Annotated in this window: 27 protein-coding genes; 6 read left to right on the forward strand and 21 right to left on the reverse strand. The window is 40.5% G+C overall.

Features of this window, described 5'->3' with window-relative positions:
• Positions 1-116 precede the first annotated feature (116 nt).
• Positions 117-1010 (reverse strand): zinc metalloprotease HtpX, encoded by an 894-nt coding sequence (gene htpX / locus PCY06_RS00540; protein WP_082307161.1) that lies wholly within the window; start codon positions 1008-1010, stop codon positions 117-119.
• A 1-nt stretch (position 1011) separates the two neighbouring features.
• Complete coding sequence (locus PCY06_RS00545; protein ID WP_008808499.1) at positions 1012-1581, reverse strand: LemA family protein; 570 nt, start codon at positions 1579-1581, stop codon at positions 1012-1014.
• Positions 1582-1796: 215 nt separating this feature from the next.
• Here PCY06_RS00545 and PCY06_RS00550 point away from each other — a divergent pair, with 215 nt between their 5' ends.
• The 3 genes from PCY06_RS00550 (at position 1797) to rsmG (ending at position 4493) form a co-directional block, all read left to right on the forward strand.
• The gene (locus PCY06_RS00550) at positions 1797-2399 is read left to right on the forward strand and encodes a TetR/AcrR family transcriptional regulator (RefSeq protein ID WP_082307162.1); all 603 of its coding nucleotides are present in this window, start codon (positions 1797-1799) and stop codon (positions 2397-2399) included.
• A 12-nt stretch (positions 2400-2411) separates the two neighbouring features.
• Complete coding sequence (locus PCY06_RS00555) at positions 2412-3701, forward strand: MFS transporter (RefSeq protein ID WP_082307163.1); 1290 nt, start codon at positions 2412-2414, stop codon at positions 3699-3701.
• Between the two features lie 78 nt (positions 3702-3779).
• Positions 3780-4493 carry a 16S rRNA (guanine(527)-N(7))-methyltransferase RsmG gene (rsmG, locus tag PCY06_RS00560; protein ID WP_061584546.1) on the forward strand — a complete coding sequence of 238 codons (714 nt, stop codon included), beginning with the start codon at positions 3780-3782 and terminating at the stop codon, positions 4491-4493.
• Between the two features lie 76 nt (positions 4494-4569).
• On the opposite strand, the gene PCY06_RS00565 is transcribed toward rsmG, so the two are convergent.
• Genes PCY06_RS00565 through PCY06_RS00580 form a run of 4 tightly spaced genes read right to left on the reverse strand, consistent with a single transcriptional unit; the run spans position 4570 to position 8730 of the window.
• Positions 4570-5430: a CPBP family intramembrane glutamic endopeptidase gene (locus tag PCY06_RS00565; protein WP_061584547.1), complete on the reverse strand. Its 861-nt coding sequence runs from the start codon at positions 5428-5430 to the stop codon at positions 4570-4572.
• A 19-nt stretch (positions 5431-5449) separates the two neighbouring features.
• Positions 5450-6286 carry an energy-coupling factor transporter transmembrane protein EcfT gene (locus PCY06_RS00570; protein ID WP_061598481.1) on the reverse strand — a complete coding sequence of 279 codons (837 nt, stop codon included), beginning with the start codon at positions 6284-6286 and terminating at the stop codon, positions 5450-5452.
• A complete protein-coding gene (locus PCY06_RS00575; protein ID WP_082307164.1) occupies positions 6273-7958 on the reverse strand; it encodes an ABC transporter ATP-binding protein in 1686 nt (561 codons plus the stop codon). The genes PCY06_RS00570 and PCY06_RS00575 overlap by 14 nt, the downstream gene beginning before the upstream one ends.
• Before the next feature lie 10 nt (positions 7959-7968).
• Positions 7969-8730: a nucleoside phosphorylase gene (locus PCY06_RS00580; protein ID WP_011999993.1), complete on the reverse strand. Its 762-nt coding sequence runs from the start codon at positions 8728-8730 to the stop codon at positions 7969-7971.
• Between the two features lie 215 nt (positions 8731-8945).
• Here PCY06_RS00580 and PCY06_RS00585 point away from each other — a divergent pair, with 215 nt between their 5' ends.
• From PCY06_RS00585 to PCY06_RS00595, 3 genes are read left to right on the forward strand one after another with little or no spacing between them, the layout of a single operon-like run.
• A complete protein-coding gene (locus PCY06_RS00585; RefSeq protein ID WP_105165078.1) occupies positions 8946-9572 on the forward strand; it encodes a GTP pyrophosphokinase family protein in 627 nt (208 codons plus the stop codon).
• Between the two features lie 3 nt (positions 9573-9575).
• On the forward strand, positions 9576-10262 hold the full coding sequence (locus PCY06_RS00590) for a response regulator transcription factor (protein WP_082307165.1): 687 nt from the start codon (positions 9576-9578) through the stop codon (positions 10260-10262).
• Complete coding sequence (locus tag PCY06_RS00595) at positions 10252-11484, forward strand: cell wall metabolism sensor histidine kinase WalK (RefSeq protein ID WP_082307166.1); 1233 nt, start codon at positions 10252-10254, stop codon at positions 11482-11484. The genes PCY06_RS00590 and PCY06_RS00595 overlap by 11 nt, the downstream gene beginning before the upstream one ends.
• 152 nt (positions 11485-11636) lie before the next feature.
• On the opposite strand, the gene PCY06_RS00600 is transcribed toward PCY06_RS00595, so the two are convergent.
• From PCY06_RS00600 to PCY06_RS00670, 15 genes are all read right to left on the reverse strand, one after another.
• Positions 11637-12545, reverse strand: coding sequence for a DUF4299 family protein (locus PCY06_RS00600; protein WP_082307167.1), 909 nt, complete (start codon positions 12543-12545; stop codon positions 11637-11639).
• A 162-nt stretch (positions 12546-12707) separates the two neighbouring features.
• The gene (locus tag PCY06_RS00605) at positions 12708-13316 is read right to left on the reverse strand and encodes a DJ-1/PfpI family protein (protein WP_082307168.1); all 609 of its coding nucleotides are present in this window, start codon (positions 13314-13316) and stop codon (positions 12708-12710) included.
• 423 nt (positions 13317-13739) lie between these two features.
• Positions 13740-14099 carry a TfoX/Sxy family protein gene (locus PCY06_RS00610; protein ID WP_060553010.1) on the reverse strand — a complete coding sequence of 120 codons (360 nt, stop codon included), beginning with the start codon at positions 14097-14099 and terminating at the stop codon, positions 13740-13742.
• Between the two features lie 9 nt (positions 14100-14108).
• Positions 14109-14522 (reverse strand): VOC family protein, encoded by a 414-nt coding sequence (locus PCY06_RS00615; protein WP_060553011.1) that lies wholly within the window; start codon positions 14520-14522, stop codon positions 14109-14111.
• Positions 14523-14578: 56 nt separating this feature from the next.
• Entirely contained in the window at positions 14579-15382 is an 804-nt protein-coding gene (locus PCY06_RS00620) for a helix-turn-helix transcriptional regulator (RefSeq protein ID WP_060553012.1), read from the reverse strand.
• A 238-nt stretch (positions 15383-15620) separates the two neighbouring features.
• Positions 15621-15929, reverse strand: a complete 309-nt coding sequence (locus PCY06_RS00625; protein ID WP_060553013.1) for a putative quinol monooxygenase — start codon at positions 15927-15929, stop codon at positions 15621-15623.
• Positions 15930-15944: 15 nt separating this feature from the next.
• Positions 15945-16931: a rhodanese-related sulfurtransferase gene (locus tag PCY06_RS00630; RefSeq protein ID WP_060553014.1), complete on the reverse strand. Its 987-nt coding sequence runs from the start codon at positions 16929-16931 to the stop codon at positions 15945-15947.
• A 127-nt stretch (positions 16932-17058) separates the two neighbouring features.
• Positions 17059-17532 (reverse strand): DUF6773 family protein, encoded by a 474-nt coding sequence (locus PCY06_RS00635; RefSeq protein ID WP_223358662.1) that lies wholly within the window; start codon positions 17530-17532, stop codon positions 17059-17061.
• Between the two features lie 3 nt (positions 17533-17535).
• Positions 17536-18234 carry a CPBP family intramembrane glutamic endopeptidase gene (locus tag PCY06_RS00640; protein WP_225791203.1) on the reverse strand — a complete coding sequence of 233 codons (699 nt, stop codon included), beginning with the start codon at positions 18232-18234 and terminating at the stop codon, positions 17536-17538.
• The gene (locus PCY06_RS00645; protein WP_060553016.1) at positions 18231-18707 is read right to left on the reverse strand and encodes a DUF6773 family protein; all 477 of its coding nucleotides are present in this window, start codon (positions 18705-18707) and stop codon (positions 18231-18233) included. The genes PCY06_RS00640 and PCY06_RS00645 overlap by 4 nt, the downstream gene beginning before the upstream one ends.
• Before the next feature lie 44 nt (positions 18708-18751).
• Positions 18752-19249, reverse strand: coding sequence for a DUF6773 family protein (locus PCY06_RS00650; RefSeq protein WP_082307169.1), 498 nt, complete (start codon positions 19247-19249; stop codon positions 18752-18754).
• A gap of 176 nt (positions 19250-19425) precedes the next feature.
• Positions 19426-19620, reverse strand: coding sequence for a helix-turn-helix transcriptional regulator (locus PCY06_RS00655; RefSeq protein WP_020992784.1), 195 nt, complete (start codon positions 19618-19620; stop codon positions 19426-19428).
• Positions 19604-19801: a hypothetical protein gene (locus PCY06_RS00660; protein WP_045634269.1), complete on the reverse strand. Its 198-nt coding sequence runs from the start codon at positions 19799-19801 to the stop codon at positions 19604-19606. The genes PCY06_RS00655 and PCY06_RS00660 overlap by 17 nt, the downstream gene beginning before the upstream one ends.
• 138 nt (positions 19802-19939) lie before the next feature.
• Positions 19940-20500 (reverse strand): ECF-type riboflavin transporter substrate-binding protein, encoded by a 561-nt coding sequence (locus tag PCY06_RS00665; RefSeq protein ID WP_060553018.1) that lies wholly within the window; start codon positions 20498-20500, stop codon positions 19940-19942.
• A 23-nt stretch (positions 20501-20523) separates the two neighbouring features.
• Complete coding sequence (locus PCY06_RS00670; protein ID WP_082307170.1) at positions 20524-21369, reverse strand: S-adenosyl-l-methionine hydroxide adenosyltransferase family protein; 846 nt, start codon at positions 21367-21369, stop codon at positions 20524-20526.
• Positions 21370-21449: the final 80 nt, after the last annotated feature.

Consider the following 21449-nt stretch of genomic DNA (forward strand, 5'->3'; position numbering starts at 1 on the left):
CTTTTTTGTTACGACAAGTATTTCTGTCTGTAACACTGACCATACAATCAACAAATAACTCCTCCCCATCTTTGAAACATTGCCAAAATAAAAAACTGAGAAAAATCCCAGTTTTTTTACATTTTTCTTAATCTTTCTACCCGCTCAGAGATTGGTGGGTGAGTGAAGAAAAGCTTTTGCAGGCCACCTTTTTTCTTCGGATCGCTAATATACAAGGCTGCACTAGCATCATCCACATGTCGATGCATGGGCTCACTATTATCTAATTTTTGCAGGGCCCTAATCATTCCTTGAGGATTTCTAGTCAACTCAACACTTGAAGCATCTGCTAAAAATTCACGTTGACGGGAAATGGCCAACTGAACCAAGGTAGCTGCCAAAGGGGCTAATATAATCGCAATTAATGAAAAGACTAACATTAAAAGACCAAGACCACTATCATCATCACGGTCATTCCTTCTTCGTCCTCCACCATACCACATCATCCGACCAGCAATACTAGAAATCATAGTAATAGCACTAGCTAGGGCGACTGCAATAGTTGAAATACGAATATCATAGTTGCGAATATGGCTAACTTCATGCCCTATGACACCTTCTAATTCCTCGCGATTCATCAGTCTTAAAAGACCTGTAGTCGCTGCGACAGCAGCATTTTCAGGATTAGAACCTGTCGCAAAAGCGTTGGGAGAATCATCTTCCACAATATAAACCCTAGGCATTGGAACCTGAGCTACCATCGCCATATCTTGAACAATATGATAAAGTTCAGGTGCTTCTTGCTCAGACACTTGGCGAGCACCATTCATGGACATGACTACCTCAGTAGATTGAAAAATCATCGTGACCGCATAAATAAGTCCAATAATGAAAGCAATAATCATCCCACCCAAAGGAGAATTCATCCAAAGATAGCCCGCAGCTGCTCCGATAAGAGCTAAAAGAGCAAAGAAGGCGACCAAGAGAAACCAGGTTCGCCTTTTATTTGCAGCAATTTGTTCAAATAACATATTACTCACCTAAACCATTGCTACCAAAATCAACTTTAGGCACAGCTTTTTCTTCTTCAGGAGTAGACAAGAAATCAGCAGGTCTAAAGGCAAACATTCCTGCAATAACATTACTTGGGAAAGCTTGCAACTTCACATTATAGTTACCAGCAACAGAGTTATAAAGCTGGCGTGAGTAAGAAATCTTATTTTCAGTGTTTGTCAATTCTTCTTGCAACTTCAAGTAATTCTCATTTGCCTTCAAATCAGGATAACTTTCCGCAACAGCAAAAATTCCTGAAATCTGACGAGTCAAGGCATCGCTGGCCTTCATCGCATCAGCAGGTGAAGAAGCAGACGCAACTTGAGCACGCAACTGAGTCACTTTTTCTAAAGTAGCTTGTTCATATTTCCCATAACCTTTAACAGTTTCAATCAAGTTAGGAAGCAAGTCATTCCGACGCTTAAGTTGAACATCGATCTGACTCCATGCTTCTTGTGTCTGCATCCGTGCCCGAACAAGAGAATTATAAACAGAAATCACAAACAAGACTATAACGACAACAACTGCAATAGTAATAATAAATGACATAAGAAGTCTCCTTTTTAAAAACATTGTAGGAATGGAATAGCCACTGTAAGTCCCCATCCCTAAGAGATATAAATAAACAGAAAATCTACTGTTGTAGTCATTATATCAAAATTTTGAAGAAGTGGCTAAATTATTGACAATCTTTTACAAAAAGAGTATTCTGTAGATAGAAAACAATCGACCGACGGTCGGTTGATAAACTTCAGGAGCTTCTCATGGCAAATAAAAAGGAATTTATCTTAGATACCGCAGAAAAAATGTTTGTGGAACAAGGATTTGACCAAACTTCTATCGCTCAGATTCTAGATGCAACCCAGATTGCAAAAGGAACCCTCTATTATTACTTTACCTCAAAAGAAGAAATAATGGATGCCATCATTGAACGTTGGATTGAGCGATCTTTTGAGCAAGTGCGCATTTGGGTGGAGCAAAAACAACTTCCAATACTTGAAAGATTAATGGGTGCTCTAGCTTCATTGAATATGCAAAAAGATGGCCAAGAACTTTTAGACCACTTACACGCGCCCCAAAACGCACTTCTTCACGAAAAAACCAATCAAATCTTATTGAGCAAGGTTCCTGAAATCCTCTATCCCCTTTTTCAAGAAGGCTTTCAAACAGGCGAGATGCAAACGACTTATCCTTACGAGACTATCGAGATGATGCTAACTTACTCCTTGCAGATTTTTAACAGCTCCTTCCAGACATTAGACCAAGCAGAAAAAAATCATAAAATTCAAGCTTTCATCTACCTATTAGAGAAAATTTTTCAAACAAAAGAAGGGTATTTTGCTTCTTTGGCACAATTAATCCACTAAAGGAGGCTCCTTATGAAACATAGTGGCTTTAAAATCTATCTCCTGATATGGCTAGGAACTTTTATTTCGGAAATCGGAACAGGTATGACCTCTTTTGCACTAGGAATTTACATCTACCAGCTGACTGGTCAAGCTGCCTCTTCTGCCCTAGTCACCCTTTGTGCTTTTTTACCTGGTCTCTTAATGACTCCACTTGCAGGGATTCTAGCCGATCGTTATGACCGTCGTCTTCTAATGGCTCTGGGTGATGGTCTATCAGGTCTGGGAGTTCTCTGGATTTATTTTAGTTTACAGGTTCATCAACCTTCCATACCTCAGATTTGTCTTGGTGCTGCAATCAGTTCTGTATTCTCCGCTTTAGTGAACCCAGCTTTTCGAGCCACCATTTCCGACCTGGTTCCGGAGGATCAGATTTCCAAGGCAACCGGTCTGTTACAGATCAACGGCATTGCTCGTTATCTCATTTCCCCTAGTCTCGCTGGACTGATCTTAGCTCAGGGGACAATCGGTCAGATCCTCTTAATTGATTTTTCAACTATTTTTGTGACTGTTATTTGTAGCCTGATCGCTCGCCGTCACATCAAAAGTCCGAGAAAGTCTACACCTCATCCTTTCTGGAGTGAATTTATACGAGGCTTTCAGATCATCCATGAAAAAAGAGGAATCTGGCTCCTTGTTTTGCTGGGAACAGCATTCTCTTTCTTTCTAGGCACTGTTGAGATTTTGCTTTCTCCTATGATCCTGGGCTTTGCCTCTAGTCAGGAAGTCGGTTGGACTATGGCCATTTCCAGTAGCGGTATGCTCCTTGGCGGACTTATCTTAGGAATCTTTTCCATTAAAAGGCATTTTCATTTGATTCTTAGTCTGTCATTAGGTTTATTGGGAATTTTTATGGCAGGTATGGGCAGTAAAGAAAACCTAGTCTGGATTTGCTTTTTTGGCTTCTTACTGTTTATGTCTCTTCCTTTTGCGAATACGACTATTGATTATTTGATTCGCTTAAATATAGATAAGAGTGAACAAGGGAAAGCCTGGGGCACAATCGGAATCATCTCTCAGTTCGGCTACGTCATCGCCTATGCTAGTATGGGCTGGGTGGCCGATAGTTTCTTTAAACCACTCCTCTTACCAAAAGGAGCATTGACCACCTGGATCGGCTCCATCATCGGAATAGGAAGTGGCCGAGGTTATGGACTTCTTCTCATTCTTGCAGGATTTTGTATCAGTATTAGCGCTCTCTTTCTCTACCATCAACCCGCAATAAAGGAGCTCGAATATGTTTCTAAGATTAATTCGGAATGATATAAAAGATTCCCTCTTGAACGGGGGTCTCCTTTTTATGATATAATAGGATGAATACTGATAAACAAGGATGAAACTATGACACCGCAAGAATTTTACCAGCTATTGAACCAGCAGGGAATCGAGCTGACCGACCGCCAAAAAGACCAGTTTGAGCGTTATTTTGAACTCTTGGTCGAATGGAATGAAAAAATCAATTTGACAGCTATCACAGAGAAAAATGAAGTCTATCTCAAGCATTTCTATGATTCAATTGCCCCCGTTTTGCAAGGCCTGATTGATAATCAAGAGCTTAAGCTGCTGGATATCGGAGCCGGTGCTGGCTTTCCAAGTCTCCCTATGAAAATCATCTGCCCTCAGCTGGATGTGACTATCATTGACTCGCTCAATAAACGAATCAACTTCCTCAAACTGCTGGCAGAAGAGATCGGGCTGGACAAGGTTCACTTCTACCACGGTCGTGCAGAAGACTTTGCTCAGGATAAGGCCTTTCGAGCTCAATTTGACCTGGTCACTGCCCGTGCAGTCGCTCGCATGCAAGTCCTGTCTGAACTGACCATTCCCTACCTGAAAGTTGGCGGGAAATTGCTGGCACTCAAGGCTTCCAATGCTCCGGAGGAACTGGACGAAGCAAAAAATGCCCTCAACTTACTCTTTAGCAAGGTCCAAGACAACCTCAGCTATGCCCTACCAAACGGCGATCCCCGCTTTATCACAGTGGTAGAAAAGAAGAAAGAAACACCCAATAAATACCCCCGCAAAGCCGGCATGCCAAACAAAAGACCATTATAAGAAGAAAAGCAAGCAATTCAGAAATTGCCTGCTTTTTAAATGCCTCGTTGAGATCAGTTGAAAAAAATCCGATGTACTAAAGAACTTCGTTACGCGATCGCTTTCGTATTTGATAGACGATCAAAAGCACCAAAAATGACAAGGTCTGAGCCACGGTGATTCTAAGACTCAATAGCTGATCCACTCCGCCTTTTGACAGAACGTGAAGCAGATTAACCACCGTGTTATTAACAAAATGAACGGCCATCCCCATATAAAGGCTACCTGTCATCTTGGTCATAAGAGCAAACTGAAAGCCAATCAGAAAACTGGTGAGAATTAAAATCAAACTATTAATCCAGAAGCCTGTCAAGCTCATTTCCCCATCAAGAAAACTTCTGAATGGACCCATAATATGCCAGAAGCCAAAAAGAAGATTGGAAAAAAAGGCTGCTTTCAAAAAGCTGTATTTTCTTTCAAAAACTTTTTGAAAAAGTCCACGGAAGATTCCTTCTTCCATGAGGACATTAATGAGATTGCCTACCAGACAGATCAACAGAAAAAGAAAGCCCCTTTGTTGACCGATATTACCACTAACTGAATAAGCAGATACATAGAAATCAAGTCCTAAAAGATTGCCTTGACTCAGCAACAAAGCTAGTTCTATCAGATAAGCTAAGGCAAAAAACAGACTCCCCCAGACTAGACCCAAACTAGCATAAGGGAACAAACCTTTTGTCTCAAAGCCGATCTGTTTTGAATTCAAACCATAGAAATGCAAAGCCGGAATCAGTAGCATTAGCCCCAGAAGCTTGTGGGCAAATGATTCTCCCCAGAATGTCTGATCTGTCCTCAAAATCAGGTATTCTGCAATCCGTAGTATAAAGCAAATCAGATAAATGACCAAAACAAACTGAATCTGTAACCTGTATTCTTCTTTAAGTCCCTTTTTCCCCATACCTTCTGTTCTCCATTTTCTATCTCCAAGGATTATAAAATCGTCCATGGTTGACAAAGAATAAACCTAAACTAATCAACAAAAAAGCTAGAGACAAAGTAATAACAAGGATGTCTAACTTGGTAAAGGCTTGGTAGCTATACCAGGTTCTCTTTTTATTTTTTCCAAAACGGCGGAGTTCCATGGCTGTCGCAATCGTTTCGATTCGTTCTAAAGAGCTGAAAATCAGAGGAATAATAATTTGTAAATTTCCCTTAATCCGCTGGCTCAATTTGGCCTTGCTTGACAATTCTAAACCACGCGCCTCTTGTGACATCTTAATCAGATAAAACTCTTCTTGTAAATCTGGAATATAGCGGAGGGTAAGGCTGACAGAATAGGCGATTTTATAAGGAATACCAATCTGATTGAGACTGGAAGCAAATTGACTGGGATGTGTTGTCATTAGAAAAATAACTGCCAAAGGAATGGTACAGAGGTACTTCAAACATAGATTGAAAAGATAAAACAATTCCTGCAAGGAAACATTATAGATACCAAGACCATCCAGCAGAACCGTACTGCTCCCATAAATATCTTGACCGTACTGGGGCGCAAAGAGATAAACCATCAGTATATTGAGGATGGCAAAGACTCCTGCAAAAACCAAGACAAAGCTAACATCTCGCAGACGAATTCCTGACAAACGAAAAAGTGACAGAGATAGGATAGCGATCACTAGCAAAAGTCGCGTATCATAGCTAATCATGGCTGCTACAGACACAAGGATGAAAAATAATAATTTACTGGCACCTGACAGACTATGAACAAAGCCAGTTCCAGCATGATAACCAATGATTTTCTTATCTTGAAACATGGCTTGCTCCCTTCTCTTTCATATAAAACTCTGTCAAGGCTAGAGGGTCAACTCCCAACTTTTTAGCCAGAGTAAAAATGGAGGTTTCCTTCAGATTCGCAGCCGCAATCAAATCTTTATCAGTCAGTACTTGGGCAGGTGATTTGTCCGCCAAAACCTGACCATCCACTATTACAATCGCACGGTCAGAATAATCCAACATCAGTTGCATGTCATGGGTAATCATGATAATCGTATGACCCTTTTGATTCAGCTCATCCAAGAAGTTCATAATTTCCGTATAATTGCGCTGATCTTGGCCCGCCGTTGGCTCATCTAACAGGATGACTTCTGGCCCTAAGACCAAGATAGATGCTATGGTCACCCGCTTCTTCTGACCGAAAGACAAGGCTGAAACAGGCCATTTCCTAAATTCATACAGACCACAAGTCTTCAAAACTGCCAAGACTCGCTCTTCGATCTCCTCCTCAGGGAGGCCTCGCAAGCGAAGACCTAGGGCCACTTCATCAAAAATCATGGTTTCTGAAATCATCTGATTAGGATTTTGTAGCACATAGCCTATCCGTTCCGCTCGCTCCTTAATAGAATCACCCTTGATATCCTTGCCCTGCCAGCTGTAGTTGCCCTCTGTCTGGATAAATTGGCAGAAAGCCTTAGCTAGAGTGGACTTACCGGCCCCGTTCTTGCCGACAATAGCAATCCGTTCTCCCTTAGAAATCTCAAGAGAAATATCCTGCAAAACAGGTCGCTTGCCATAAGAAAAGCTGATATTCTCAATAGAAAATAGGTTAGAATCCCTTTCTTGAGTCGCCTCTACAACAGCCTCTTTTGAAAATGGCAAAGCTGGTAACTCTAGACTGCCCAGATCAGACAAATGATCCATCTCAGCTATATCGAGACCTAACTGGCGCAAGGTAGTCAGATAGAGGGGCTCTCGTATCCCATTTTCAGCCAGTAAAGTTGTCTTCAGCAAAAGATCGGGGTGATCATCAAAGAGAATCCGACCATCATTGACCAAGACCAAGCGGTCTACTGAGCAATAAAGGACATCCTCTAAACGATGCTCGATAATAATGGTGGTCGTTCCAGCTTCCTTGTGAATCTGATCAATCAAATCAATTGCATCCTGGCCAGATTTCGGATCTAGATTGGCTAACGGTTCATCAAAAAGCAAAATGGGACTCTCATCAATTAAGACACCTGCCAGGCTGACCCGTTGCTTTTGACCGCCAGACAAATCCTGAGGCCGATGCTGAAGTAAGTTCACCAAGTCTAATTTTTCCGCCCAATGCTGAACTTTTTCTTTCATGACAGGTAATTCAACCATGTCGTTTTCCAAAGCAAAAGCCAAGTCTTCGGCCACACTGAGACCAATAAACTGACCATCTGTATCTTGTAGAACTGTACTGACTAAATTGGACTTGTCATAAATGCTAGACGCAAAGGCATCCTGTCCCTGAACCTTTAAGTGACCGCTAGCTTGGCCTTTATAGATATTAGGAATGATACCGTTTAGACACTGGCCCAGAGTTGACTTTCCTGACCCGGAAGGACCGACAATTAAGACCTTTTCGCCTTCATAAATGGTCAGATTAATCTCTTTTAAGGTCGGCTCCAGCTGGGCCTGATATTGAAAAGTGAAATTTTCAAACTGAATTATAGGTTGTTTCATTGTATTCTCATTATAAAGCTAGGGCGATTTGAACCGCCAGATTTGCTATCTTATCTTTTTCATCCAAGTCGGCATGATTGGACAGATTTCTCATATCCCATTTTTCCTCTGACAAATGGTCAGCAGCATAGAAAAATTGGCAGACAGTTATAGAACGAAAGGCTGCCAGAGCAGCAACAGCAGAACATTCCATATCGACGCAAATAGCTCCTGCTTCTTTTCTCCTTAAGAGTTTCTCTGCTGTCTCTCGGTAAATACCATCTGTGGTCCAAACCTTGCCCCGACTATGGGAAATGCCACGTTCATCTAAAAATTCTAGCAGAAAATCCTGTAGACCATCATTCACCACAATTTCATCAGATGCTGCTTGGTAATGATAACTAGTCCCCTCATCTCGTATGGCAGCTGTTGGCACAATGATGGAAGTCTCACTAATATCCTCGTCCAGCACGCCACAGGTGCCAAAGAGGACTAGCTTTTTCATTCCAAAAGCAATGAGATCTTCTAGAATGGCAACACAGGCTGAGGCCCCAACCGGAGCATTAAAAAAAGCTAGTTCCTGATCAGCCACAAAAACTCTGTATATCGGAATCTCTATATTGGCCATACTCGTTGTTGTGATAAGCTCATGATTAAAATTTTCCAAGAGTCTTTTGAAAGTTTCTCTAGCAAAGCAGGAAACTGCTACTGAAGGAAAATCAGGAATAGGCTCAATCAAATCTTCAGGATTGATAATGGCCTTGGGATTTTGGTCAAATTCTTCTAATATCACGCCTACTCCTTTCACTTTCGCATTTGTTCTTTCTATTGTATCATAAAAAGCTTGGATCCTTCAGCTTTATCAATTAAATTCATCCATTAACAGAGCAAAAGACGAATCTTTCCTTTCACAAAACTTAAAGTAAATCACTTCCTGCTAAAGCCTGATATGTTTACCTGTCTTTCGTGGTATAATAGAAAGACTAAAGCTAGCAAAGAGAGAGAATCATGACGAGTATTTATGAAGCTTACGAGCAGTACCTGCCTCTTATCCTAGAGGACTTTACTCAAAAAATCAAAACAGCCGCATTAGAGCACAAAAAAACAACTTCTTTCAAACTCTATGAACATTTTCACGCCCGTATTAAGACCTCTGACAGCATGGTAGAAAAATGCCAACGAAAAAATCTACCTTTGTCTGCTGAATCGGCTCTCAAACAGATTCGGGATGCTATCGGCATTCGTATTATTACAGGATTTGTGGATGACATTTACCAAATTATTGACTTTATCCGTCAAATGCCTGGCATTCATATCTTCAAGGAAAAAGACTACATCAATCAAGTCAAACCTAATGGCTACCGCTCCTACCACCTCATTTTAGAAGTAGAGACCCCCTACCCTGACTGCTATGGAAAGACTCCTGGCAAGTACTTTATTGAGGTCCAACTACGAACCATTGCTATGGACTCCTGGGCCAGCCTTGAGCACCAGATGAAATACAAGCACGAGATCAAAAATCCAGAACGGATCGAGCGGGAACTAAAACGCTGTGCCGATGAACTCGCTTCCTGCGACTTGACCATGCAGACGATTCGCAATCTCATTCAAGAATCTAACGAAAGAGAGGACTAAGTGATGAGAATTTTATTAGCTGAAGATGAAGCCCAACTCAACCGTGTTATCCTAGCTGCTCTTGAGCATGACGGCTATCAAGTTGATAGTGTCTTTAATGGCCAAGAGGCCTTAAGCCTTGCTAATCAAAACACCTACAATGTTATTATTCTTGATATTATGATGCCCATCATGACTGGATTAGAGGCGATCAAAGAAATCAGAGCAACTGGTAATACCACCCATGTCATTATGCTGACTGCCATGGCTGAGGTCGATGACCGAGTGAATGGACTAGATGCTGGGGCTGATGACTATCTGACCAAGCCCTTTTCTCTTAAAGAACTCTTGGCTCGCCTCCGCTCAATGGCTCGTCGAGCAGATAATTATAGTCCCGTCCAGCTCCAGATTGGCAACACCGAGCTTCATCTGGACGAACAGGAACTTCGTGCTTCCAATAGTATCCGCTTAGCCGGAAAAGAGCTCAAACTTCTTCAATACTTCATGCAGAACTCAGATAAAGAACTAAGCCGTAAGCAAATCCTTGAACGAGTCTGGTCAGATGAAGAAGCAGATCAAGAGCTTGCTTTTATTTATGTATCCTACCTTCGGCAAAAATTGAAAAGTGTCCATTCTAATTTAGAAATCCTTGGTGATGAAGCAGGTCCATTCCAACTTACTGAAAAGGCAGGTAAGGATCATGTTTCGTAAGCTCCAGCTTCGTTTTATCGGACTTGCCACTCTGGTTGTCGCCTTAATCTTGGGAATGTTTTGGCTCTTGATTAACTCTGCTGTCTACGCTCAAACGGAGAGCAATATCCAAACCGTCTTGTCTGTGCTGACAGATAATGACGGCCAATTACCCATGACAGAAGAAATTAAGCAAGATTTGACCGATAAAAACATACAAGAAGGTATTATTTACAATTTCCAATATTTCTCGGCTATCCAAACAAAGCAGGCTACCAGAATCAACCTGGGCAATATCCAATCACTCAGTGAAAATACTATTTATCAGATGGCTAAAAAGGCCTTAAAAACAGGTGGTAAATATGGCCAAATGCAAGCCAACAATCGCTACTTCTCCTACCAAATTAGTAGCAAAGGCCAAAAACGCCTAGTTGCCTTTTTAGAAACGACCAACTACAATCGTGAACGGAGTATTTTAGCTCAATTTTCTACCTGGATTGCTCTTACGAGCCTCTTTTTCCTAACGCTCATTATCGCCTTGGTCTCTGGCATTGTAATTCGTCCTTATATAAAAAGCTACGAAAAACAACGTATTTTCATTACCAATGCTGGTCATGAACTCAAAACGCCTTTAGCCATTATCGCAGCCAACACTGAACTGCAAGAGATGATGACAGGTGAAAACGAATGGACAGAAAGTACCAAGGCTCAAACGGAAAGATTAAACAAACTAATTGCCCGCTTGATCAGGCTGTCTCGGATGGAAGAACACGAAAATCTCAAGCTAACCAGCGTCAATCTCTCAGAACTGATTGAAAAAGTTGGGAAAGACCATTCATCTCTTATCCAGCAGGAAGACAAACATCTAGAACTTGATATCCAGACAGATCTAAAAGCCATGATGTCAGAAGATGAAGGCTACGAATTAATCAGCATTCTCTTGGATAATGCTCGTAAGTATTGCGATGAGAAGGGAACGATTATGATTAAGGCCTACAACAATCGTCGATCCTTTAGGCGCAAAGTTCGCATTGAAATTTCAAATGACTATGCTGCTGGAACAAAGATTGATTACAAACGTTTCTTTGACCGCTTTTACCGAGCCGAAACTTCCCACAATAACCAAGCCGTTTCTGGCTATGGCATTGGTCTCTCCATGGCCCAACATCTAACCAGCCTCTTCAAAGGGAGGATCTGGGCTTCTTACAAGAAAGGTCGGATAACCTTTAACATTTCTCTCTAACTTAACAAAAGTAATCTCCAATAAACTCAAAAAGCAATCTGAACTCCTCAGATTGCTTTTCTTACTTTGACAAGTTAACTGTTAGAGAGAAAATATAGAGCATCTTTCACAAGGCTTTGCAAAATGAATCAAGTAAAACGACCAAGTCTCTCTTACACAAACTCAGGACAGCTGTCAAAAAGATCCTTCATTTGGGCAAAAGTCATAGCAGGAACATAGATTTTCTCACCATCAAATACTTGAGCCATATCCTTAGGGAGCCTGTCCAAAAAATCTGAATAAGAAATTCTCTTATAAAAGAAGAACTTTTCAACATTATCTGGATCCGTATCATCACATCCCACAAGATTGCAACACCAGCTTAATTTTGACTCATCGATATACTCTACATCTTCCGGAGCTAGACTAAGTTCAAAGGGTAGAATCGTGTCAACACCAGCAGTTAGAGTATATACTCCTAAAATTTGTTGATTCTGCTCATTCCCATAAAATTTACTTTGCGCATCGTAAGCGTCGAGGTACTGTCTAAGTGTAAAGAAATCACTATAACTCTGGGCAGGATTATCCTCTTTTAGGAATCCTTCCACCATCTGAGGGCTCAGAGCAATTCTCCTGCGAACCCCATCTTGATACACTAAGGGATATCCTAACTTTAGAAAGTTCTCCAAGCCTAAGAGTATATCTTCTTGATATGGGAAAGCTAATACACTTGAGCTACTATATTCCCTGCCATGCTCATCATGAATACTAGTGCCCAGATAAGCTGATAGCTTAGAAACCAAAGTTAAGGCATACTCCCAATCAGCAAGTGTTGAAGGTATCAAAATCCTCACATTATAAGTTTTATGAGTTTTGTCATATTCTAAGTCAATGTAACGACCAGACTTAGCAGGAGCCCAACACTTCAACAAAGGAAGCTTATCCAAGCCAAGAGTCAAAGAATCCTTCTGAGCCGGGTGGGATTCAAGCCCGTCGACCAATCCAAGTAATTCGCTGATTTTTAAAACTTTTTGAAATCCTAGAAGACCTCGTTTATTCGAAATGGAAAATGTTATACTCATAAAATAATGCCCCTATCATATTTTAACTATATTATAGCATAAATTGCTATGGGGAAAATTAGAATCTGAAACAAGCTTTTCCATTTTTAATTCTTCATTTTGACATAGCGGTACAAATTACACAATCACTAAAAAAACAATCCGATCTCCTCAGATTGCTCTTTATTTACTAGAAAAGGGGTCTTGGTCAGCCTTGTTTTGCCACACGTATTCTGCTTTTTTAGCCAATTCTTCTGCCAAGTCCTGACCCCAAAAATCAGCTACAAAGCCCAGGGACATATCCATACCGGCCGAGACACCTGACGAAGTGTAGAACTTCCCATCTACGACCCAGCGTGCTTGCTCTTGCCAAAGGACTTCTCTATCATGTGAAGCAACCCAAGACAAGGCAAGCTTATTGCTAGTGGCTTTACGCCCCTTGAGTTGACCAATCTGAGCTAAAAGAGCTGCTCCTGTACAAATACTTAAAACCAACTCAGCTTGCTGAACAGCCCTTTCTAGCGAAGATAGGAAAATCTTATCCTCCACCATCTTTCTGACACCTTGGCCACCAGGCAATAAGAGAAGAGAATTGGGAGGTATGCTTTCAAAATTATCCGTCATGATTTGAAAACCTTGCCGACTAGAAATCAGACCACCAGTAAGGGAGACATAGTTCATCTCTACATTGGGTAAAGCAGCTAAAAACTCTACCGGTCCCATCAAATCTAGGGTCTCAAAATCATCAAAAAGAAATGAAATAATCGTAATTGGTTGCTCTATTTTTAACATTGATCTCCTCTCATTTTCCATTGGTTCATAGCAGTCACTTACTCTACTTTCGATAACGACCCAATAGGAATAAAAGTACCACCAAACCAGTAACAAAGAAAACGATCCCTAGAATCAACTTGATAATGAAACCGACAAAATAGAATAAAAAGATCAAAGCTAAAAGAAATAGAAATATTAGAATTCCCATAAGATCACCTCTGGCTACTATTATACCTAAAATCATGAGATTGGGATAGTTTTTGCTTATTCTGAGTAAGTCATAGTAAGGTAAAACTCATTTTTTATACTAGCAAGTCTAATAATCTTCTAGACTCTCGATTAACGGGGTATATAGCACAAAAGCATATAAAAATTTGTACTTAAAAAGATAGACCAGTTAAATCAAAGTTTAGTTAGACTCTCTTCTTTATTATTTTACTATTAATCTTCAGACGATAGGGTCAACTCCTGATTGTAGGCCAAAGCTAGCTTGATCCAGTAAGACAGTTCCTTTTGTCCTTCGCCATCTAAATCAATATAGCCATGATAAAGCCTCCCCTTCATTAACGTCACACTAGCACCATTTTTAGGTAGAACCTGCTTTTCCAGTTCCTTACCGATGCGCACCATGACAAGCTCTTGACTTCTCGAACTCACAGTAACGGTCATCTTACCACGGACCATAAAAGCCAAACCACCAAACATCTTCTTCTCTTCTACCTCTTCTTCAAAAACATGAGGAGGAAGTTCAGTAGCTAAAATGGCACGGACTTGCTGGGCTAAGGATTCACTATAAGCCATCCTTCTACCTCATTTCATCACATCCCAGCCGATACCAAAACGGTCAATCAAGCGGCCATAAAACTCTGCGAAAGCTTGTTCCTCTAAAGGATAGAGAATTTGCCCACCTTCAGCAAGCTTAGCAAAGAGCTCATCGGCTTCTTCTCTACTGTCTGGGCTCATAACCAACCATTGATTGGGCTGATGATTGCTAGGAATAGACAGGTCATTAAAAACACCTACATCCTCACCATTCAGGGTCAAGTTTTCCGTATCTAAAGCAATCCAGGCAATCTTATCTCGTTTTTCTGCAGAAAGGTTTGCTGGATCCATCATCTCACTTGCTCGTACAAGTCCCTTTATCTCAGTCTGAAAAATGTCCGCATAAAAACGAAAAGCTTCTTCTGCCTGACCATCAAAACTTAAAAACACGTCTAATTTCATTATTGTTCCTCCAATTGTTTATAACTGAGAATAAATCTCTATCATCAGTTTATCAATTAGGATAAAAATTTTCTTATTCTCAATTGCGCTTGTTTGGCTAGGGAACGCATGATTAAAACTGGAAGATTAACTGTAATAGGTGGATCGCTGGGCAAGGGCCTGCGCATGCTGATTTCCTCTTGATAGATGTTATCGCCTGAAAAAGTGAGAGGCTCATCGCTCCCCCAGCGAAAGTTATGCTTCAAGACATAGTTTTTAGACAGGCGTAAATCCTCCAGCAATTCACAGGCCAAAAGATAGTAGTGACCATCCGGTACATTTTCAAAAGTAAACCGCCTCTCCTGACTCAGTGCTACTCCGATAACCGGCTCTTCTTTAGGTATGCGGGTTTTAAAAAGCCCGACACAGCTAATGCGTGGTTCATAGCCCTCAGGATAAGATAGCGCCACGGTCAAGCGATTGCCACTTTTACAGTCGGGATCCTGATGTAACAAAGCTCCCTTCTCATCTAGCTGTTTGACCATAAAATCATAAGCCTTGGTTGATTCTTGATAGTATTTTTTAGGCGAAAGTCCAGTATGCCGCTTAAAAGTATTAGAAAAACTGCCTAGACTATCATAACCAGCTTCCATAGAGGTCTCGGTCACATTTTGCCGGCCCTCTACAATCTCCTGAATCCCTTTTTCCATCTTAAGAGCTTCCACATATTGCTTGATAGAAAAGCCCATCTTTTTCTTGAAAGTTCTGGATAGATGGGAAGGACTATAATGGAAATACTGAGACAAATCAGTCAGACTCAGCTCTTCATCTGCATGCTGACGCAGATAAGTTGCCACTTCTTCCATGATAGCTTTAGACATAGACTTGCTCCTTTCCCATTTATTAAGCTCATTATATCACATCAAAAAGAAAGGACAAAAAATCAGAACTGTGGAAAGAAAACCAGAAATCAAGTGATAATCCGCGAGATGCCCCAAGAATCGGCGGAAATAGTCTGCTTTCCAAAATCTCTGTCCAACAAGACTTTTACCTGTAGATAAATGATAAAAAAACTTTAGACGTTTGAATCGTCTAAAGTTTTTAGTTTTTCTTAGGAATTTAGAAACTTGCCTTACCATCAAAAATAGTCAGCTTATGCAAATTTTCCATGCCTGCAATAATGGGTCTAGCTTTTGCAATGAGATTTTGAAAAACTTCCAAGGTCAGACTGTCATTGTGAGCTTGCTCGCTCTCCCAAACTTCGTAAATATAGATGCTGTTGGGTTCATCTGCCTTCTCACCTAAGATATAGCAGAAACAAGTGTCAAGATTTTGCATTTCTTTGACAACTTCTTGCATGTAAGCAGTAAGTTCCTGCACCTTTTCTTCTTGGGCCATTAATTTCCCATAAACACAAAATTTTTCCATTAGGATCTCTCCTTATTACTGAGCTACCAATGTTTCCAAGCTTTCCCCAATCGCAGCCAAACGCTCCACCACTTCTGCCTGGCTCAAGCCGTTTTCAGCCACATAGCGGTTACGAGGGTGAACGCGACATTCGTGAGAACAGCCACGGAGGTACTTGTCTTCATTTTCTTCTGAAGTCAGGATGCGACGGTTACACTCTGGATTGCCACAGTTGACATAGCGCTCGCAAGGAGTACCGTCAAACCAGTCTTTCCCAATCACAACTGGATTGACATGGTTGATATCAACCGAGATACGCTCATCAAAGACATACATCTTGCCGTCCCAAAGCTCACCTTGAACTTCTGGATCCTTGCCGTAAGTCGCGATACCGCCATGAAGCTGACCGACATCCTTGTATCCTTCACGGACCATCCAGCCTGAGAATTTCTCACAACGAACACCACCGGTACAGTAAACAACCACGCGCTTGTCCATGAACTTCTCTTTGTTATCACGGACCCATTGTGGCAACTCACGAAAGTTGCGAATGTCTGGACGGATGGCTCCGCGGAAGTGACCCAGATCGTACTCATAGTCGTTACGAGTGTCTAGAACAACAGTGTCTTCGTCCAAGAGGGCTTCCTTAAATTCCTTAGGTGACAAGTAAGCTCCTGTCGTCTCCAGAGGGTTGATGTCATTATCAAAATCATTGTCTTCCAAGCCCAAGTGCACGATTTCTTTCTTGTAGCGAACAAACATTTTTTTGAAGGCTTGCTCATTTTCTTCGTCAATCTTGAACCAAAGGTCTTCCATTCCCGGCAAGGAATGCACATAATCCATGTATTTTTGAGTGGTTTCATAGTCACCAGAAACCGTTCCGTTGATTCCCTCATCTGCCACCAAGATACGGCCTTTCAGACCGATAGATTTACAGAAGGCCAGGTGGTCAGCTGCAAATTTCTCAGCATTCTCAATCGGAACATATTTGTAGTAAAGTAGGACGCGAATATCTTTTGCCATAAGATTTCAACTCTCTTTTCTCTATAAAATTTTCTGAATTTTTAATTCATCTATTTATTATAACCTGATTGAAAAAACTGGGCAAAAAATTTGTTTGGAAAATAGCAGATCTGAATCGCTAAATACTTCACTCTTCCTCAAGTTGGTTCAAATAGCGTTCAAAACGCTTCTTTTGACTCTTGCTTATAGCCTCTAAGAAAATATTGGCCACTAGTATCAAGGGAAGATGAATGCAAAATGTAACCAAAATGGCCAAAAGAAACATGGGGTGAAAAACACTATTATGATAAATAGCATGATTCAGTTGGAAATTCTGACAAGCAATCAAGAGGGTCAGAAATCCTGTCGCAAGTAGCACACCCCAGATAGTCAGACTGAAACTGTTGTAATAATTAGCTCCTAGATATTGAGCTCGACAGAGAAAATATAGACCTGCAATCGCAATCAGGATCAAGAATGGTTGATAGTGAATGGCTCCAGCATTCATAGCTACAGAACCAGCATATAAGGCTAATGCACCATACAACAAAAGAATAAAAGCCTCCATGCCAGCCTTATTGACAAGTTGCTCTTCACGTTCATCTAAAATTTGACGATGAATTAGTTATATCTTCATTTTAAGCTCCTGTACTTCCATTCCAAAAATACCAATTAACAACATGATAATGGCAGGAAGTCCATTATTAATCATGTGAACTGCAATACTGACTTCCAAGCGACGAGTTCGATAGGCCAGCAATGTCAAAATCACAGAAGAAACAGCATAAATCACAAAAGACACGATATTGGTTGGCCCGTGAAAAAGCGCAAAGAGGAGTCCGCCTACGATATAGCCCCATCCCTCATAGCCTTTAAAGATTTTTAGTGGGAGGATTCCACGGAAGATAATTTCTTCAACAATAGGTGCTAAAACTCCAAGCATGATGGGTAACAAAATCCCATTTCCTCTTTTAAACTCCTCTATCAAAGACGCCTGATTAGCCGTTGTAACTTCTCCATTTAGCCACCGTAATAAAGCAGTTCCAAGGATAGATATAAGGAACATGCCTAAGATGCTAAGAGAAATTCGTTTCCCGTCTCCTTTTTGAAAGACTTTCCCAGACTGAGATAAGATTCCAATCTTCTTTGCTACCACGATAAAGACCAGTAAAGCGAGGAAGATTAGCAAAATACCTATGCCAATAGTCCACTGTTTTGAAATTTGATAAGTTTCTGCTTTCTGCTGAAATACCATAGGTAGCACATACAAGGCTAAGGCTAAGAAGGCACAACCACCCCACATCAATCTTTTCCAGCAAGTCATTCTTCATCCTCCAATTCCTGATCCAACTTTGCCTGACGTTTGCCGTTTAGGAAAAGACTAATCTTGTCCATGGTCAAGCTTCCAAATATAAAAAGAACCATTGCAAAAAACATCTTAAGCAGATACAACATACTCAGCATGCTAGCCATACTTTCTCGCTGTCCAAAGAAATCAATAGCCACAAGAATTAAAGCAAAAATAATTCCACTACCAACACGTTCTGGCCATTTTTCCTCTCTCACCATATCACGAACATCAATGCCTAGGCTTAAGCGACGAAGCAAAGCATAGAGACCTACTAGGATAAGGAGAGTCCCTTCTGGCAGATAAGCTAGCAAGCTTAGACGGAGAATATAGACTTTGAAAAACACAGATATAGCTAAGAAGAAAAACATTCCTAACACTAATTCTCCTGCAACTTTTCCGTCCAATTTCTCTATTCGTTCATCTTTTAAAACAGGCTGCTTCTTCATTTTTTTACTCACTTTCTTATTTATAAATTAAAAATTCATTAATTCTAATTCTCATCATTTTCTAATTCTTGCTCTAATTTTATCTGTCTCTTCCGATAAAAATAATTGACCAGTTGATCAAGTATACTAGAAAAGGCAACTATCAAAACTAAAATAAAAATAAATTGCAAAACAGGATTCTGACTAAATGATGGTTTTTCTTTCGAGTCTTCATTCAGATTTTGAACAAGCAAGAAGGAAGCTGCTAGGAATATTCCTGTAGCCAGACGACTTCTGAATCTTCTACTACTACCAGTTGTATCACTACGCCTAATATCTAGGCCAAGTTGCCAACTGCGTACACCAGCATAAATTTCTAAAGTAAAAATAATGATAATTTCAGGTAAATAAGCTTGCCAATCTAATCTCCAATAAAGGAGTTTCACAAAAATAGATAAAAGTAATAGAATGATAGCTAAAAAAGCGAGTTCATTTCCTATTTTATGTTCAATCTGTACCGTACGCTCATCTTTAAAGATCTCTTGTCTATTTTTAGATTTCATATGCGTTTTCCTCTTTTACTTAAAATTTCATCTTATTCAACATTTGTATGAAAATTGCTCTTCAACTATTGCTGGTCATTTCTTTCACATTTTTAGGCTTAGGTTAAAAATGTCCCCCGGACATTCCCTCGCTTCCGCGTTTTTCGGCTCGGGCTAAAAATGTCCCCCGGACATTTTTACTCCCAAAACAACTGATCCAGCGTTTTATTGAGACATTTGCAAATCGCTATGCATAAACTGAGACTGGGATTGTACTTACCCGCCTCAATCAAGCCAATGGTCTGGCGGGTCACTCCGATAGCATCTGCTAAGTCGCCCTGAGTCATATCATGCTCCACTCGCGCCATCTTTAGCTTAAGATTTTTTGCCATGATCATCGTCCTTATCATTTTTCTTCTTAGTTGCTATGCTTAAAAGTGCACAACCAATTGCAATATCACAGCCAGCAAAAATAAGAAAAGTATGATTTTGATTGTTCAGTCCTATAACCAAAAAAATTACACCCAAAACAAGCCAAATAAGTGGTGAATAAATATTTTTGATGTTTTTCATATCGGTTCTCCCTTCATTTTTATAAGTCTATTATACAATATATTTTTTAAAATGCAATATATAAATTGCAAAAAGTATTTTATTTTTAACAGAAAAAGATCGAGATATCTCTCGATCTTTTTATTCTTATCGCATGATTTAATCTTTTTTAAGGCTGCCACTCTTTGTCTGAGTACGTGCATAGGCAATTAAAAGTAAGGTTCCGGCAACTGCAACAGTCAGACCATTGGCAACAGTTGCGACAACACCTTGAGCAAAGACCTTATTACTTGGTTCATTATAGATCAAGATATCCCCAAGTGGAGCGATGACTACCCATACCAAGGCATTAGCCACAAACTGAACAACATTAAATGTAATAATATCTCTTGATTCAAATACTCCCTGAGCCACACGGAGGTAGTTCTTAAGTAATCCGACTACAAGTCCAAACAAACCACTAGCCAAGATCCAAGTCCACCAAGGGTTTCCAGATTGGATGGAGTCTTTTAGGGCATGGCCAATAAATCCTGTTAAGAAACCAACGATTGGACCAAAAACAACGCCAAACAAAGCTTGGACAGCATATTGCAACTGAATGCTAGTGTTTGGAACAGGCGTTGGAATGCTGACCATCCCAATCACAACGAAGAGTGCTGCACCAATACCAGTTGCCACGACTTCTTTAATCGTAAAAGTTGTATCAAATATTTTTTTCATGTTTATCTCCTCTTTACAAATCACTAATTTTCAATACGCTTGATTTCAATATGCCACTGGGCACCAACACCAACATTATAGGCTTTTGCAAAAGAACCTTGGTTGATTGCTAGACCAACCCGATAGAGCGAATTGATATAAATAATCGGCTGACCGATGCGAACATCCGCAAAGGACTTCCCATAAGTCACTTGATTTTGGTAAACCAACATATCGTTATTATAGATCGTTACCTCAAAGCGTTCTCCAAACTGAGGTTCTAACTCTTGGAACTCTTCGCGAGTAATAGAAGTCCAAAGAGATCCAAACCGAACGTCTAAAATATCGATAGCTCCGCTGACAGAACCTTCGCCAAAAGTAGTCTCCACAACTGGAATCTCGACAATGTCATCCACGCTTAATTCTGGTCCTACTTCTTCAAAAGTGATGTGGCCACTAGCCAATTTAGCTCCTGTGTAGGCATAGACATCACGACCATGGAAGGTATAGGAATGTTCGGTATTCTTTCGACGATTTTCGACTTCAGAAATTTCCCGAATAGCCACAATACCAACGTGTTTCTTAATGAAAGACAAGGTTCCATTGTCTGGAGTGACGATGTATTGGTTTTGCGCTGTTTTTGCAACTACGCTCTTCCGCTTAGAGCCGACACCCGGATCGACCACTGAAACAAAGGTTGTCCCTTCTGGCCAGTAGTTGACCGTTTGAAAAAGACGATAGCTACCTTCAAAAATATTATAAGGCGTAATGTCGTGTGTTAAATGGTGAATCTTTAATGTAGCAGACTCCTCCAGAGCCACACCAATCATCGTAGATACCGCACCATCCACAAGACCAAAATCCGATTGCAATACAAGTAAATTGTTCATGTATTCTCCCTCTTATAGTCCTGTACTTTAACTTATTTATCTACTATCCTACCAGTCTAATCAACTCTAGAAACAGAAAA

The sequence above is a fragment of the Streptococcus sp. SG1 genome (assembly GCF_030439935.1).
GTDB lineage: Bacteria > Bacillota > Bacilli > Lactobacillales > Streptococcaceae > Streptococcus > Streptococcus gordonii.